The sequence below is a fragment of the Flavobacterium olei genome (assembly GCF_039749035.1).
Classification (GTDB): Bacteria; Bacteroidota; Bacteroidia; order Flavobacteriales; family Flavobacteriaceae; genus Flavobacterium; species Flavobacterium olei.
Window position 1 is genome coordinate 1 of the sequence record NZ_JBDKWC010000011.1, and the last position, 16,158, is coordinate 16,158.

Annotated in this window: 12 protein-coding genes; all 12 read left to right on the top strand. The window is 35.7% G+C overall.

The features are described 5' to 3' along the window. Window positions 1-846 precede the first annotated feature (846 nt). The 12 genes from ABEB31_RS21515 to ABEB31_RS21570 all read left to right on the top strand — a co-directional run bounded on the left by ABEB31_RS21515 (window position 847) and on the right by ABEB31_RS21570 (window position 15,549). A complete protein-coding gene (locus tag ABEB31_RS21515; RefSeq protein ID WP_347053728.1) occupies window positions 847-1,035 on the top strand; it encodes a hypothetical protein in 189 nt (62 codons plus the stop codon). A 194-nt stretch (window positions 1,036-1,229) separates the two neighbouring features. Next, entirely contained in the window at window positions 1,230-1,955 is a 726-nt protein-coding gene (locus tag ABEB31_RS21520; protein ID WP_347053729.1) for a hypothetical protein, read from the top strand. Between the two features lie 4 nt (window positions 1,956-1,959). Further along, complete coding sequence (locus tag ABEB31_RS21525) at window positions 1,960-3,036, top strand: hypothetical protein (RefSeq protein WP_347053730.1); 1,077 nt, start codon at window positions 1,960-1,962, stop codon at window positions 3,034-3,036. A 2-nt stretch (window positions 3,037-3,038) separates the two neighbouring features. Beyond that, window positions 3,039-4,115: a DUF4200 domain-containing protein gene (locus ABEB31_RS21530; RefSeq protein ID WP_347053731.1), complete on the top strand. Its 1,077-nt coding sequence runs from the start codon at window positions 3,039-3,041 to the stop codon at window positions 4,113-4,115. A 3-nt stretch (window positions 4,116-4,118) separates the two neighbouring features. After that, window positions 4,119-4,850 (top strand): hypothetical protein, encoded by a 732-nt coding sequence (locus tag ABEB31_RS21535; RefSeq protein ID WP_347053732.1) that lies wholly within the window; start codon window positions 4,119-4,121, stop codon window positions 4,848-4,850. After that, a complete protein-coding gene (locus ABEB31_RS21540; RefSeq protein WP_347053733.1) occupies window positions 4,847-5,302 on the top strand; it encodes a T9SS type A sorting domain-containing protein in 456 nt (151 codons plus the stop codon). The genes ABEB31_RS21535 and ABEB31_RS21540 overlap by 4 nt, the downstream gene beginning before the upstream one ends. Before the next feature lie 8 nt (window positions 5,303-5,310). Next, window positions 5,311-12,510, top strand: coding sequence for an RHS repeat-associated core domain-containing protein (locus ABEB31_RS21545; protein WP_347053734.1), 7,200 nt, complete (start codon window positions 5,311-5,313; stop codon window positions 12,508-12,510). Continuing rightward, window positions 12,507-13,157: a hypothetical protein gene (locus ABEB31_RS21550; RefSeq protein WP_347053735.1), complete on the top strand. Its 651-nt coding sequence runs from the start codon at window positions 12,507-12,509 to the stop codon at window positions 13,155-13,157. The genes ABEB31_RS21545 and ABEB31_RS21550 overlap by 4 nt, the downstream gene beginning before the upstream one ends. Window positions 13,158-13,458: 301 nt before the next feature. After that, window positions 13,459-14,244 (top strand): hypothetical protein, encoded by a 786-nt coding sequence (locus tag ABEB31_RS21555; RefSeq protein WP_347053736.1) that lies wholly within the window; start codon window positions 13,459-13,461, stop codon window positions 14,242-14,244. Window positions 14,245-14,246: 2 nt separating this feature from the next. After that, window positions 14,247-14,633, top strand: a complete 387-nt coding sequence (locus ABEB31_RS21560) for a hypothetical protein (RefSeq protein ID WP_347053737.1) — start codon at window positions 14,247-14,249, stop codon at window positions 14,631-14,633. 154 nt (window positions 14,634-14,787) lie between these two features. Further along, a complete protein-coding gene (locus ABEB31_RS21565; protein WP_347053738.1) occupies window positions 14,788-15,117 on the top strand; it encodes a DUF1493 family protein in 330 nt (109 codons plus the stop codon). A 135-nt stretch (window positions 15,118-15,252) separates the two neighbouring features. Continuing rightward, window positions 15,253-15,549 carry a hypothetical protein gene (locus tag ABEB31_RS21570; protein ID WP_347053739.1) on the top strand — a complete coding sequence of 99 codons (297 nt, stop codon included), beginning with the start codon at window positions 15,253-15,255 and terminating at the stop codon, window positions 15,547-15,549. The last annotated feature ends 609 nt before the right edge of the window (window positions 15,550-16,158 follow it).

The following is a 16,158-nucleotide window of genomic DNA, read 5'->3' on the forward strand; positions in this document are numbered from 1 at the left end:
AGTTAGTTAGTTAGTTAGTTAGTTAGTTAGTTAGTTAGTTAGTTAGTTAGTTAGTTAGTTAGTTAGTTAGTTAGTTATGTTTGTGTCTTTTTGATTTTCTTTTTCATTTACCTTTCATTGTTTTTTATTCTGGTTTTGGCCGGTGAGGGGGAGGTTGGATAGAAAGGGAAGGTTTTTTAATATGCTTTGCAGAGAAAGAGGTTCCTCCATAATTAATTAAAACCTAGTAAATACTAGGTTTGTCTGCTATTTAAGAGGCAGTACAGAAAAAAAAGTGTACTCGAAATTTTAAACAATTTCTTTGAACAAAAATAGGATAAAAACATTTTAAATATACAAATATTATATGGAATTTACCGAACTGTTAAATATGTAAAATTGATATTTGTTTGTCAATTGTTGTATTTTGAAAGTATCCTTAAATCATTTTTAAGGGAGATTTGCATAATTACAGTTGAGATGATGTCAATCTATTTCAAAATTTTTATTTTATGATTCATAGGAATTCTTTGTGAATGAAAAATGTTTTGGTAATGAAGACTAGATTTCAATTTATAATAATATTCTTTTCTGATTCTCCAGTAAATGTTTGCATATCCAGCATATTCAATATCAACTATCTCATTGATAGCTAATTAATAAAAATATTTTAAAAACAGATCATTTCTTGCGTAAAAAAATTTCAAAATGAGGAATCTCGTAAAGAAAATAGGAAATGTTTTTGTTTATTTGCGCGCAAAAAATTAACGGAGCGTTAACAATTGTACATAGCTTAGTATTGGGATTGGATGAGCTCGATAATGAATTAAGGATTTTTGGAAAGAGTTTTTGTATTATGGCCGAAATATGGGGATAGGAATAACTAATCCATCAAATAATTTAGACGGAAACGGAACTATCCATTCCAAAGAAGTAAAAGTAGATATGACTGGCTGGTCTGATTTTGTATTTGGAAATGAATATCATCTTCCAACATTGGAGCAAGTCGAAAAGCACATAGCGGAAAAAGGCCATTTTAGAGAATATTCCGAGTGAAGAAGAGGTTTTGAAAATCGGAATTAATCTTGGGGAAATGAATGCTAAGCTTTGCAGAGTAGCGAGAAGTTGACTTTCTACATGATTGAAATGAAAAGGAAAATGAAGATTTAAAGAAAGAAAATATAGAAATGAAAAAGAGACAAAAAGAATTAGAGGATAGAATTTAAAATATTGAAAAAAAAAATTAAATTATGAAAAGATTTTTACTAATAACTATGATTATTTCATGTTTTTGCTCGCAAGCGCAAGATTCATATTCGCTCGGAATGTATGATACAAGATCTGTAAATGATACACCTAATTTCACTGCACATTCTATTAGAGTCGATTTTAAATCTAGAAACATTATTGGAGTGCCAGGTGAAGGAAGCTATTCAACTAATTTAACGATAGGCCAATGGGACGCGTGGAATAATTCGGGAGATAAAAATCATCAATTAAATTTTAATAATGGAGGGATTTTTTATAGAAATGCCTATCCTTTAGATCCACAATGGGGAGGTTGGCAACAAATTTTAATGGCTAACTCAAATGGCAATGTTGGAATCGGATTAAACAACCCAACACATAAGCTTGACGTTAACGGCACAATCCATTCAAAAGAAGTAAAAGTCGATATGACCGGCTGGTCGGATTTTGTTTTCAAGAAAGATTACAATCTTCCAACGCTTACAGAAGTTGAAAAGCATATTGCAGAAAAAGGACATTTAGAGAATATTCCGAGTGAAGAAGATGTTTTAAAGAACGGGATTAATCTTGGAGAAATGAATGCTAAACTTTTGCAGAAAATAGAAGAATTGACATTATATATAATTCAACAAAATAAGAAAATGGAAAATCAAATGAATGAAATTGAAGCAGTCAAAAATGAAAATATAGATTTGAAAAAGAGAATTGAAAAAATAGAAAAAAAATAATCATATGAAGAAAATAATTTACTTAACATCCTTACTTGCATTTTCTAATATTTTGTTTTCCCAGATAAACTCTCCAAATGGAGATAATATTTTTTATTACAACGGAGCAGCAGATGTTACTTTTAGGTTTCTCCCACGTGGAAATGGCGGAAGAGCAATTGTGCATGATACAGGCAATGTTTTGTCTTTAAATTACGGAGGGGATTTTTCAGGAGGTACTCAGATAGGTAGTGAAGTTTTTTTTAAGGATGGGGGAAATTCATACATCAATTCCGGAAATTTAGGTATTGGAAGCTCTAGTCCCGCTTACAAACTAGATGTTTTTGGCAGTATAGGAGTTGGTAGCCAAAGTGTTAATGCTAATACGACAAAAATTTTTCTTAAAAATCCCGCAGGAAAAACTTGGGCTATAAGTTCTGGGGCTAATATGATTACCGAATCAAGTTTTTCAATATATAATTGGTCTTTAAATCAAACTGTTCCTGTTTTTAATATATCTGATAACGGGAATGTTAGTATTGGTATTGGAAGTGAAGCTTTCCAGAGTAAATTAATGGTAAAAGAAAATGGAAGTTCAGATAATATTTGGCGAGGAAGAATTGTTGCATCAGGTGATTTAAATGCCATCGTTATGGGGGAATACGGTGGGAAATCATGGTTAGGAGCCCATAATTCCCAGTTAACTGCATGGAGCGATTTAATTCTTCAGGGAGGCGGTGGTAATGTGGGTATAGGTATAGATAGACCGTCTAATAAATTGGATGTCAATGGCACAATTCATTCCAAGGAAGTTAAAGTAGATATGAACGGCTGGTCCGATTTTGTATTTAGAAAGGAATATGAGTTGCCAACTCTTGAGCAGGTTGAAAAGCATATCGTGGAAAAAGGTTACTTAGAAAATATGCCAAGTGAAGAAGAAGTTCTGAAAAACGGAAATAATCTAGGGGAAATGGATGCTAAACTTTTACAGAAAATCGAAGAACTTACTCTTTATGTAATTGAGCAAAATAAGCGTCTTAATAAGCTTGAAGAAGAAAATGAAGAATTAAAAAGGAAAATGAAATCATCTAAAAAACAGTAAAAATGAAGTTTAAAATATTAATAGCTCTTTTATGTTTTCAAATCTGTTTTTCTCAAAATATTTACGAGTTAAATGGGAATGTTGGAATTGGAACAAGCACACCCTCCTACAAATTAAATGTATTTGGGTATCATCACGACGCAAGAATCCTGCTTCATTCTATTGGAGGAGGTGATGATGCTCGCCAAGCGGATTTAATGCTGTGGGCCAGTGAACCGGAAGTAAGCTATTCCGGGGTTGGAATTGGTAATAATGTTAGTGTTTCCAGCACGAAAGGATTACATATATTAAATTCAGTAAGAGGTGGGTCGTATATGAGATTGCTGGATAATTCGATTTTACTTGGAGTTGTTTCGCCATTGGGAATAAACAAGGAAACATTACATATAAATGCAGAAGGAAATATGGGAGTTGGCACAAATTCTCCTGTTAGTAAATTCTCTGTTTCCGGCTCTCTGACTATAAATGGAGGACTTAGCAATAGTTTGGCAAGGCCAGCTGTTTCACCTGGTACTTTAGCAAATGGGGAAATTAGGGGATACAGTAGTTCTGGCAATTATTATGATGATGGATTTTTGAGATTATCCGCTGGTGGGGGAACTAATATGAACATAAAATCCTACATCGATTTGTCAGGTTATTCTACAATTCCTGATATGAACAGAAATATTGTATTTGGAACAAATGGAACTGAACGAATGAGAGTTGATATTAATGGAAATCTTGGTATCGGTACAACAACCCCAGATGCTAAACTTGCTGTAAATGGTACAATTCATTCCAAAGAAGTAAAAGTAGATATGAACGGATGGTCTGATTTTGTATTTAAAAAGGAATATAATCTTCCAACAATTGAACAGGTTGAAAAACATATAGCCGAGAAGGGACATTTGGAAAATATTCCAAGTGAACAAGAGGTTTTGAAAAATGGAATTAATCTTGGGGAAATAAATGCAAAACTTCTTCAGAAAATGGAGGAAATGATGCTTTATATTATTGAGCTAAAAAAGGAAAATGAAGAGATAAAAAGAGAGAATATGGCAATTAAAAAAAGAGTAAACAAATTAGAAAAAAAATAATATATGAAAAGTAAAGTATACCTTTTTATTGCAGTATTTTGTTTCTGGGCTGTTAATGCTCAGATTTACACCCCCTCCGGTATTATCCATGGAAATTCCGGTAATGCTAATGTTGGTATTGGTACAGCCAGTCCGATGGCAAAGCTTCAGGTTGACAACGGTAATATACTGGTTCGAAATTTTGCGAACGTTGATAATCAATCTGCAATAATGATTGCCCATACAATAAATATTACCACCTATGATACATTTGGGACATCACTGCGCACAATCACTGAAAGTGCCGGAAATAATACTTATGGCTTGCAGTTTTTTACGCAGGCATCTTACGCAACGGGCCAGACCGAGAAGTTGAGAATACTTGGAAATGGAAATGTTGGAATAGGTAAAATCAATCCAACAAATAAATTGGATGTCAACGGTACGATACATTCACAAGAGGTAAAAGTTGACATGACAGGCTGGTCGGATTTTGTATTTAAAAAACAATATAGGCTACCTACATTAACAGAAGTTGAAAAGCATATAGCCGAAAAAGGTCATTTGGAAAACATTCCAAGTGAGCAGGAGGTTTTGAAAAATGGAATTAACCTGGGAGAGATGAATTCGAAACTGCTACAGAAGATAGAGGAGCTTACACTTTATATCATTGATCAGGAAAAGAAAACCCAGGAATTAAAGACTATTATTTCAGAACAAAGCAAGCGTTTAGATAAACTTGAAAACAAACAATGAAAAAACTAATTACACTTTTATTATTTGGATTTTGTACATTTTCACAGGCACAGCAAAAGATCACCTTTACTTATGATGCAGCAGGGAATCAGATTCTCAGAAGTTTGTGCATTTCAGGTTGTAATCCTACAGGAAAATCAGTAGATGAAGTTAAAGACATGGAGGCGGTTACCCAAGATGACCTTTTAAAATTCTCTAAGGAAGATGTTATTTCCTATTATCCGAACCCGGTAAAAGAGGAGCTTTATCTAAAATGGGAGCTCATTAATGATAACAAAGTTTCCTCCATAACTGTATATTCATTTAGTGGTCAGATCCTTCAGAGTTTCTCCAGAACCGAATCCACCGATAACCAGGTTATTTCCTTTGGACAATATTCAAGAGGTGTCTATCTGGTTGTTCTGAACTATAAGGACGGAGACCAAAAAACAATTAAAATTATCAAGCAATAAATTTAAGTATGAAACAACTATACTTTTTCATTATTTTTTTATTTTCGGTTTTTTCTTTTGGTCAGAGTTTTAGTGACACAAAGGGAGAACTTCAGATTTCTTCATCCGGTACAGCTGTCTATACACTTCCAATTGCAGTCCCGCCAAGTATTAAAAATGTTGCCCCTGCAATAAATTTAGTTTACAGCAGTGGGGTAAGAGGGGGTATTGCAGGACAAGGATGGAGCATCAATAGTATTTCTACAATAAGCCGCATGGCAACAAGACGCGATATAGACGGATTTGTGGATGGGGTTGATTTTGACGATAACGATAAGCTGGCACTTGACGGTCAGCGTCTTTTAATTAAGACCGGTACTTACTGGGCAACAGGGTCTACTTACGAAACAGAATATAAAAGCAATACACGGATAGAGCTGAAAGTGGAAGGTACTACAACGTATTTTGTAGTCACTGCTCCTGACGGATCAAGAAGCTGGTACGGTTCTAAAGGATCTGGAAGCCTGCAGAATTCTGTTTCATTGAACGCCTGGTATATTGTTCATTATGAAGATGTAAACGGAAATTTTATAGATTACAATTATAAAACGGTTCCTTACAACAACACCAGCCAGTTGTATATCGATACCATTACATTTAGCGGCAATACGGCAGCCGGAATAGCAGCCCAGAATAAAATTGCCTTTTTTTACAATTCATCAAAACGTATTGAAAAAGATTATTTGAAAGGGCAGGCCGTTTATGCCACTCAGATATTAAACAGTATACAGGTGTATGCCAACAATGTTTTCTTTCGAAATTATCAGCTTCAGCATGAGTTTGATACAGAACTTGGTTATGAGAGGATAAAAAATATTACAGAAATCAACGGGCAGATGGAAGCCTCGAATCCTGTAATTTTTACTTATGCATCCAGTCCTTCAAATCAGGAAAGAACAGAGAAAGACTATATCAATAATCTTTCTTTTGATAAAACAGATTTAGCAGGTGATTTTGATGGTGATGGAAGACTTGATTTTGTGGCAAACAATCAGGTTTTTACAAATTTATTTGTTAGTAACAGCGGCAATACACCGATTAACCTGCCTTTTGTTATTGATAAAGCAAATTCTTTTACGGCAACAACTATCTCTGGAAATAAATTGAATCAATTCCAGTCAATAGTGAACGCCAAGGTTATTAATAAAACTGCTGTGGAATTTGATATTTATAACCTGCGTGACGGAGTTCCGCAAAAGGCCTATACAAAAAGCATAGCTTTGGATTTAACGAAAAAGAGAAATCCTGTAACAACAGCCAGCGGATCAATGTTAGCAATAAAATGCTTAGAGGCATTAAAAGATTCGGATTTATGTGCAGACCCAAGGGCTTCCTATATGGAGGGGGACTTTGACGGAAACGGCATTAGTGAAGTACTTATTTTTAAAGATACCAATGAATGTGATGCAGTAGTACAGTCATTTATCAGGGATCCATCATATGTTTTTAATGTGCAGGATTGTCCGGTAACCGTCACTGAACGCAGTGGGACAGAATCGTTTTACCTGTTAGATCTTGATCCTAATCAATCTAATGCTTTGGGCAGTAAAGGTTACATGAGTGTATCAAGCACTGATTTAGTAATAGATAAGTTTTTAAATGTTAAATATATTGGTGATTTTAATGGAGACGGTCGATCCGATATACTGCAGATCAGCCGGGAGGGAAGCTATAAAATAGTAGAAATTTCCAGAGCGGATAATTTTGCTTACACCAAGTTACTAGGTTCGGGCGTTATTGATAAATATTCCTTTGCAAAACAATTGTTATTAGGAGACTTTAATGGAGATGGAAAGACAGATATAATGCTTCCAGATACAGAAGGAGGTGAAGGACATGTAAAATGGCATATTTATTATAGTAATCCAAATCCTGCAGGCGGCAGTTTGTTTGTAAAAGAGTCTCATGATATTGTAGAATACTGGCCGGATACCAGCGGAAGCAGTAATTTTAAGACTCAGGTGCATTACAGCAACTATTACGCAATGGATATTAATAAAGACGGCAAATCAGATCTGGTGCGTGTTTGGAGAAAATATTTTAAAGATGACTGGACAATTAACAACCACGATACGGAATGGAAAGTTACAGGTTTTGCTAATAATATTGGAAAGGTTGGAACAGCTGGTTTTACACTGGGATACGATTCTGGAGTATTGTTTTCTAATTCTCCTGATATTCCTATCCCAATTACCTCCAATTACAGATTTAATGGAGCCGATACTGATTTAGTTGTAGTGAGAGGACATTACAATAAGATTGAATATTACCAGTTCAATAAAAATGTCAATACCGAAAATAGATTGGTTACCGTTACGGAATCTGGCGGAAACATCAAGCAGACCATAGATTATAAGCCAATGCTGGCAGCTGAAGGTTTAGGAAATTCGTCTTCAGATTTTTATTCTTCTGAAAACGGGGTCAATTATCCCAATATTGAAATTATTAAAAATTCCGAAAGTTATCTGGTTTCCAAACTTACTGCAACAATTAATGGAGTTTCCAAATATCAGGATTTTAGGTACAAAGGTTTCGTTTCCAATTTTAATTATGGAACTGTCGGTTTTATAAGAACAACTCGCAGCAGCTGGTATTTGTCAGATTCAGATCCTAAAATCTGGACTACTCAGTATAATGATCCTATGCTGAGAGGAGCCAATACCATTACATGGACAAGTACTGCTGGATCAACGGTTTTTGATAATGTGCCGAGCAATTTAGTAAGTACCAAGATGAATGTTTTTGCAGTTTACAGCAAAGGCGGGCGAGATGCAGTTTCTCAAATTTCAGATCCGGATAATCTAAATATTAGTTCACCGGTTACAAGCGGCCAGACCTATAAGGCAACAAGTCAGATAACCGCATCATCAGTAATAGGAAGCGATCTGGCAGTAAATTATTATGCCCCACAGATTGTGCTGCAGCCCGGTTTTACAGCCAGTGCAAGCAATGGCAATGCTAAATTTTCAGCATCTCCTGTAGCTGCTTCTGCTCCAAATGCGGGAGCACCTGATTCAAACAATGCGCTTTTCAATGTACTGCTAAATAAGCAAACTGTTGAAGACCATATAACAGGCATCAAATCAGAGACCATTTACTCTTATGATGGAGCAGTAGATAGTGGTAATTATTATGGACTAGAAGTGAGAAGTGTAACTAATAGTTACACAGGTTCTTCACTTCAGGGAAGTGTAGCCGTTGATACCCAGTATGACAATAACCCAAGTGGTGCAGGAGAATCTTATTATATTGGAAGGCCAAAGAGAATGGTTTCAACAGCGGTCAATACCGCTTCGGGCGATACGCGTGCATCGGAGGAAAGCTATGTATATTCAGGCCCTAATTTAATCAAGACAGAGAAAAAAGGGCATAGTACGTATGCGATTGTGGAAGATATGACCTATGATGTGTTGGGTAATCTTCTGACCAAGACTGTTTCGGCCCCGACCGCATCGCCTGCCCCGGCCGCAAGGACTATTAAGGATGAGTATGATTCGTCCAAACGATTTGTTATAAAGAAAACAGACCATCAGGGATTTGTGACCAACTTTATTTATAATAATTTGGGGCAGATGACCCAGTCCACAGATTATATGGGGGTAATTAGTGATTTTGTTTATGACGGTTGGGGAAAACTAACCAATTCGACGGTGACTGGTTCTTCGGCTATCCCAATTACAACGACCAATGTATATATTAAGTTAAGTACGGGAGGTTATACCGTTGCCACCACAAATAGTCTGGATGCCAAAACCATTACCGAGTATGATGTACTGGGCAGGGTGGTTAAAAACTCTGCCAAAGGATTTGCAGTCAACAGCATGATAACCAAGCAGACTGTCTACGATGCGCTGGGCAGGAAAGAAAAGGAAAGCGAACCGTATTTTTCTTCACCTGGCCTATGGACAAGTTATCAATACGATTATCTGATGAGGCCGACGAAAATCACTGCGCCAACGGGAAAAATACAGACTTTTTCGTATTCAGGGATAACTACAACAAGCACTGATGATGGCAAGGTTACCACAGTTGTTGTAGATGCTATGGGCAATAAAATCCAGACCAGCGATCCGGGGGGGACAATCAATTTTCTGTATTTTGCCAATGGGACTCTAAAAGAATCCGATTATCAGGGCAATAAGGTCCAGCTTGTTATTGATGGCTGGGGCAACAAGGTGAAATTAACAGATCCAAGTGCCGGGGTGTATACGTACAGTTACGATGCTTTTGGACAATTACTGACCGAAACCACCCCAAACGGGACTACTGCTTATACATATGACCCGTCAGGAAAGCCAACCGAGAAAACAATCTCAGGCACACTTACCAATAGTAAGACCAATTATTTCTATAACGGATTGAACCAGATCACAAGCACAAGTTTTGTAGACAATACAGAAGGAAAAACCACAACAAATTCTTATGAATATGACAATCTGAAAAGACTTTACAAGACTACCGAAACCACACCATATGCCGTTTTTGTAAAAGAAATGTCTTTTGATACTCAGGGAAGGGTAGAGAAAGAAACATCAACAGCTTCAGCTTCAGGTAAGACCAGTTCAAAAACAATAAAAAACATTTACCAGAATGGTTTTCCGTGGCAAATTGTGGACAATGAAACCCAGCAGGTTTTATGGCAGTCCAATTCATTAAATGAAAGGGCACAGCTGACAGGGGGGACATTCGGTAATGGTATCACGGTTACCAACAGCTACGACGAGTATGGTTATGTGAAGCAGATCAAACATGATAGAACCAATCCTTCGGTTGTCAATGTGATGACACTCAATACTGATTTTGAAATAAAAAGAGGTAACCTGAACAGTCGCAGTAACAGCCTTTTTGGCAGAAATGAGACTTTCAAATATGATGGACTGAACCGATTGACCGAATACACCAATGGACTTGGTATTCAGGAAACGCAGGTCTATGACGACAAGGGAAGAATCACCCAGAACAGTGTCGGGACTTATGAATACGATGGAGCGAAGACCTATCAGAACAAAGCTATAGTTCCCACTGCAGAAGCAGTAGGGTATTATACCAACAGAGAGGGGGTTTTTAATGACAGCATGGAAGACCGAACAGGTTTTGGGGAAGTAAGGCATCCTGGTGATATTTTTTACAGCTATGATGATACAAGAGCCCATACGGGGAAAAACTCTTTAAAACTTGCCAATACTACTTCTTCGGAAAAATATGTTCATGGAGATAAATGGATAAACATTGACAATTCAGTTGCCACGCAATATACTTATTCCGCTTGGGTTTACTCAGATAGTCCACAGGCAGAGATGGTATTGTTTATGAAAACACCAACTGAAACAGGATATTTTAGCGTGGTTGATGGTATGGTGACTGATGTTAAGAATCAATGGGTTAAGGTAGAAAAAACAGTTACTGTTCCGGCGCATATTAAAAAGCTAAATATTAGATTAGACAATAATGGCAGCGGAAATGTCTGGTTTGATGATGTACAGATTAGAAAGACCAGTAATGCACCTACCTCTTCCAGAGCTTTAAATGTGACCTATAATACTTTTAAAAGTCCTGTACAGATAGAAGAGACGGGAGTAGATAAAATCAGCTTCACCTACAATGATGGAAACGACAGGAGCTCTATGTTTTATGGAAGTCTGGATGATGAAAAACTTCTGAGGCCTTTGCGCAAGCATTACTCAGCTGACGGTACTATGGAAATCAAGCATAATATCTACACTGGTGCCGTTGAATTTGTGACCTATATAGGAGGTGATGGCTACTCTGCGCCGGTAGTGTTAAAAAGCGACGGAACTACCCAAAATTATTTATATTTACACAGGGACTATCAGGGAACGATTGTTGCGGTAAGTGATCAGAGTGGTAGCGTTGTAGAGAAAAGATTATTTGATGCCTGGGGCAATATTGTAAAAGTACAGGATGCAGCAGGGAATATCCTTTCAGGATTAACGATATTAGACAGAGGATATACCGGGCATGAGCATCTGCAGAGTGTGGGTATCATCCATATGAATGGTCGTCTATACGATCCGAAACTACACCGATTCCTGCAACCGGATAATTATATCCAGGAGCCGTATAATACGCAGAATTACAATAAATACGCTTACGTTCTTAATAATCCCCTGAAATATACGGATTCAAGTGGTGAAGCATATGAATTTGCGGTAGCGGTTGCTGTTGCTGCTGCGATTGCTATCTTTAGCTATACTCTTACGGCCTTAGTTGCAGATGTTCCTTTCAGCGTTGGTGGACTGGTAAAAGCAACCTTTATTGGTGCGGCGAGTGCAGTAGTAACTTATGGTATTGGTAGTGCTGCGACGAGTTTATTTACCAATTTTTATTCCCAGGCTGCTTTTCAGGCAGCCGCTCATGGTACTTTCCAGGGAAGTATGACCGCTATTTCTGGAGGGAAGTTCTGGAGTGGTTTTGCTGCTGGGGCATTAAGCAGTATTGCTGCCAGTGCATGGAATGGCGGAACAACCACTACTAAATATTGTGATGGAGTTACTGGAACCGTTACTCATGCGGGACTAGGAGTAGGTACTGGTGATTTAGGAATGATTGCTTTTGGTACGGTATCGGGAGGAGTAGGCGCCAAATTAACGGGAGGTAATTTTTGGCAGGGAGCTGCTACTGGACTAGTTGTTAGTGGTCTGAATCATGCGGCACATAATATAAAACAAAGAACGCTCATCGACAGAGCTATAATAAAAGGAGGATATGGTAAAGAACTGGCATCTGGTGAGTATTTGAATTGGACTAATGAACAAATAAAACAATTTGCTGCTGATGTTTTTCCAGAACTGTATCAAAGTGCTGATTCGCCAGATTTTGAGAAAAGATTAGTCATAGATGAAAATAACCCTGGTGTTGCAGGGAGGGCACTAAAAACACCAGCTACACTGGATCCCAAAACTGGTCTTTGGTCAATAAAATCGCTTCGTCTTATATTAATTAGAAGCAATATTTTAAATTCTATCAGACAGTTGGGGCTGACAGTCGGTCATGAATTGAATCATGCACAAGAGCATGTAAGTGGAGTTTATTCTGATATGATTAATAGATATGGAGGTATAAAGGCAGGAGAAATCTCTGAAATTAATGCGCAAGCTTGGGAAAAATATATGAATTTTAATGAGTCAATATTAAACCTTGGAAGATGATGATAAATATACTTAAAACCTCTACCGTTAGTTTTATTTTAGTTTTAAATTTATGCTTTACGCAAGAAAAAAAAACAAATACCATAACATTTACAATAGTTGATAAAGTTTTAATAAACAATACTTGCACGAAACTACTAATTACTAACAACTCGTCTAGTAATTATTATCTGCCAATTTTGAACGATCCTGAGAGTAAAAAATGGAATTTTATATTACCTACTGATGAGACGGGCTTCTTTTTCATACATCAGATTATGTATAATTTAAATAATGAAAAATTAAGTTGGATTGAAAATAATTGTTTTGATGGAAGTGTTAGTAAGTCTTTCAGTGATTTTGATGAAAAATGGAAGCAAAAGAAAAAGGATCTTAGAATTGAGGATTTAATTTTGTTAAAAGCAGGACAAAGTAAGTATATCAATGTACCGGTCAATTTACATGTGGAATTTTCAGACAATTGTTTTTGGGAGATAAAAGATTATAAAAATGAGAAAGAGTTAAAAATAACCTATTATTATCGAAAAAAGCAGGTCCAATCAGCAGCAATATTTTTGAATTCTAAGATAGTAGATAAATTGAAAAAGTTAAATTATAAATTATATGAAAAGGAAATTGAATCGAATCAGGTGAAATTAATTTTTTAATTTAAAATGAAGTTTATTTTTTTGATGACATAGCTTAAATAATGGAGATTTTCACTCTACCATGTTCTACGAAATATAATTTTGGCATCAGTATATTGAAATGTGTTTTATGTTTTTATAAAATAACTTTAATGAACTAAAATAGAATATATTATCAATACTTGTTCACTTGAAAAAGAATGACTAACTGTCATCTCTTTTTTTTGAAGTTAAAAACGTAAGATACCTTTGATTTGCATTTACCAATTTTTATTCGCGGGCGGCGTTTCAGGCAGCCGCTCATGATACTTTCCAGGGAAGTATGACCGCTATTTCTGGAGGGAAGTTCTGGAGTGGATTTGCTGCTGGAGCTTTGAGTAGTATAGCCTCTAGTGCTTGGAGTGGCGGAACTACCACTACGGAAGGTTTTTCTGCAGAAAATAATTGGGCTTACGGTACAAAGACAATTACTCATGCAGGCCTTGGATCTGGCACCGGTACTTTAGGAATGGTAGCTTTTGGTACATTATCAGGAGGAGCGGGGGCTGCGATGACCGGAGGTAATTTCTGGCAGGGGGCTGCAAGTGGACTTGTAGTTAGTGGATTGAATCATGCAATGCATCCAATGGATGATAACGGTTATGATCAAAATGGTAAACAAGTAAATAACAAAGGAGGAGATACGACGGATTATCTTTATGATAACAATGGAAAGATAATAGAATCAACTAATGTTAAATTCATTGGAGCAATCTCTCAAGGTAAATTTAGAGATCTCGGCGGTTTTAGAGGTTATGGTTTTAAGGGGTTTTCAATGGCAACTGGAGCAATTACAGAGGATAATACTATTTTTGAAATGTATGCGGGAGGAAAAGTTCTTGGGACAGGATTGTCATATTTGGGAGAAGGACTTAATGCTGTGAAAACGCCTTTTTTCAGAGGTACGGGTAATTTTATAAGGGAATATATACCAAAATTAGGAACGAATAGATATTTAAGGATAGGGACTTCTACTTCAAGAGGAAGAGAGGTTTTTAGAATAACTTGGGGCAATAATTCTAAACATCTTTTAGATATAGATTTAGGAAAAATACCAAAAATAAAATAGTTATGATTGTTTCAATTTTAGATTATAATAAGGCTAGCAATTCCCAATTACAAACTGATTGCATTTTATTATTAGATGAATTATTTATAAATAATAGTATAAATAACCTAGTAGTTAAAAGCTATTTTTTTGAAGGAGTTAGAGGTAAATTTGATAAATTAGAAAACTATTGTATAAGTTTTGATTTTACCTATTTTGAATATTCTATTGAATTTGATTTGTCATATGATCAATTAGAATATTATATAACAAAGAAAGATAAATTACTTAAAGAGCGTAACCTTGAAGATTTTTGGGAAGATAAAATAATGATTGAAAAATTTATAATTTATCTAAAGAAAGATTTAGCGAAGTTAGAAATACCATTTAATGATTCCAAAAGACTTTAGGTATTACTGCAAAGTTGCCATTTCGTTTACAAACAATCATGGGAGTTCCTACTAAAGATTTAGCACTGTTCCTTGGAAGAAATTCTTCAATTATAGGATTGGGAATGATGACACATGGTGCATACATTATATACAACGGATTAAATAATTAAGAATGACCGAACAGGAAAAAGAATTACTTGATTTTATTAAATCTTACACTGGCTTAAAAAACATAGATTTAGATACAAATATTGGACATGAAAACTATAAGATTTTTGATTTAGATGCTGAAAATTTGATGAATGCATTTTTTAAAAAATATGCAATTGATTGTTCTAATTTCAATATCTTAAATTACTTCATATATCCAGAATATTCATGGAAGAGTTTGATTTTTATTAGAGTATTTTTCAAAAAAGTTATATATCCGATTAAGGCTGAACTGAAAGTTAAACATTTAGCAGAAGTAATTAAAAAAGGAAAGTGGTTCGACCCGGCATAATTCTTCAATTGAAAATGCTTAAAACTTTCCCATGTTACTACAATCTTATTTGTATTGGCAGGAGTATTAGTAGTAGTGGTGTTATTGATAATCAGCAAGTTGCAGTGTTTTTTAATTTTATTGACAGTAAAGGTGATGAATTCTTATGATTGGGAATATTATAAAGGCAGCAATTTAACTTCAAAAATTAGTGGCGAGCTCTTTGATAGTTACTTATCTGCATCGATAGGAGTGGGTATCGTATTTGTAGGTCTTGCAACCATAGAATTGCGTTCATTCGGCGCAGCAACAGGAGTTTCTGTTGCAGGTTTTATCTGGGCAAGTGCTGAATGGGGTGCTGCCTGCACGGGCGCAGGAGGAAACGAAAAGATATATCCGGCAGAGATTCACAAAGCAACGGTAAGAGGAGCATCAGATCTCTTTATAACTTAAGATGAGAATGTAGATTTAATTGAATCCACATTTTATTACTTTTGTACCAAAAATTATTAGAACATGATCAGGATAAACTATAAAATATAATTTTGCCTGCTTGTTATTTGCCTTTTCTTTAACAGGAATAGGAATCTATAAGACCTCTAATGAAGGACTTAAAAAACGGTAAAGCTCATTTAGCAGCTATCCCATTTTGTTCCTTTCGTAATGGGGGCCATACTATTTGGAAGTAATTTATATTTCAACCGAGTTAAGAAATTCAGGAATTAAAGCATACGTTTTAGTGTAAAATTTTTAACATAAATAACAATAGGTTTAAAGCCCCGTTCGGAGGTATTGAATGAATCCGGTGTTGGAGTAGAACTTTATTACATCAAAGATTATAGTAAAATGGTGGATAAAAAAACAACCTTCGGGTTGTTTTTTTATATGCTGGAAAGTTTATAAGGAACTACTATACTCAAGTGTTATACCGACCAATACGTGATATAGGTTTAAAATTCTTTACAAATTATATAGTGTTTATAACAGTTAGTTAGTTAGTTAGTTAGTTAGTTAGTTAGTTAGTTAGTTAGTTAGTTAGTTAGTTAGTTAGTTAGTTAGTTA

Excerpts from the sequence above, each read along its gene's own strand:
- ABEB31_RS21560 (WP_347053737.1), top strand. The coding sequence starts at position 14,247 with ATGATTGTTTCAATTTTAGATTATAATAAGGCTAGCAATTCCCAATTA.
- ABEB31_RS21545 (WP_347053734.1), top strand. The coding sequence starts at position 5,311 with ATGAAACAACTATACTTTTTCATTATTTTTTTATTTTCGGTTTTTTCT.
- ABEB31_RS21530 (WP_347053731.1), top strand. The coding sequence starts at position 3,039 with ATGAAGTTTAAAATATTAATAGCTCTTTTATGTTTTCAAATCTGTTTT.
- ABEB31_RS21515 (WP_347053728.1), top strand. The coding sequence starts at position 847 with ATGGGGATAGGAATAACTAATCCATCAAATAATTTAGACGGAAACGGA.
- ABEB31_RS21525 (WP_347053730.1), top strand. The coding sequence starts at position 1,960 with ATGAAGAAAATAATTTACTTAACATCCTTACTTGCATTTTCTAATATT.
- ABEB31_RS21520 (WP_347053729.1), top strand. The coding sequence starts at position 1,230 with ATGAAAAGATTTTTACTAATAACTATGATTATTTCATGTTTTTGCTCG.
- ABEB31_RS21550 (WP_347053735.1), top strand. The coding sequence starts at position 12,507 with ATGATGATAAATATACTTAAAACCTCTACCGTTAGTTTTATTTTAGTT.
- ABEB31_RS21555 (WP_347053736.1), top strand. The coding sequence starts at position 13,459 with ATGACCGCTATTTCTGGAGGGAAGTTCTGGAGTGGATTTGCTGCTGGA.
- ABEB31_RS21535 (WP_347053732.1), top strand. The coding sequence starts at position 4,119 with ATGAAAAGTAAAGTATACCTTTTTATTGCAGTATTTTGTTTCTGGGCT.
- ABEB31_RS21565 (WP_347053738.1), top strand. The coding sequence starts at position 14,788 with ATGACCGAACAGGAAAAAGAATTACTTGATTTTATTAAATCTTACACT.
- ABEB31_RS21570 (WP_347053739.1), top strand. The coding sequence starts at position 15,253 with ATGAATTCTTATGATTGGGAATATTATAAAGGCAGCAATTTAACTTCA.
- ABEB31_RS21540 (WP_347053733.1), top strand. The coding sequence starts at position 4,847 with ATGAAAAAACTAATTACACTTTTATTATTTGGATTTTGTACATTTTCA.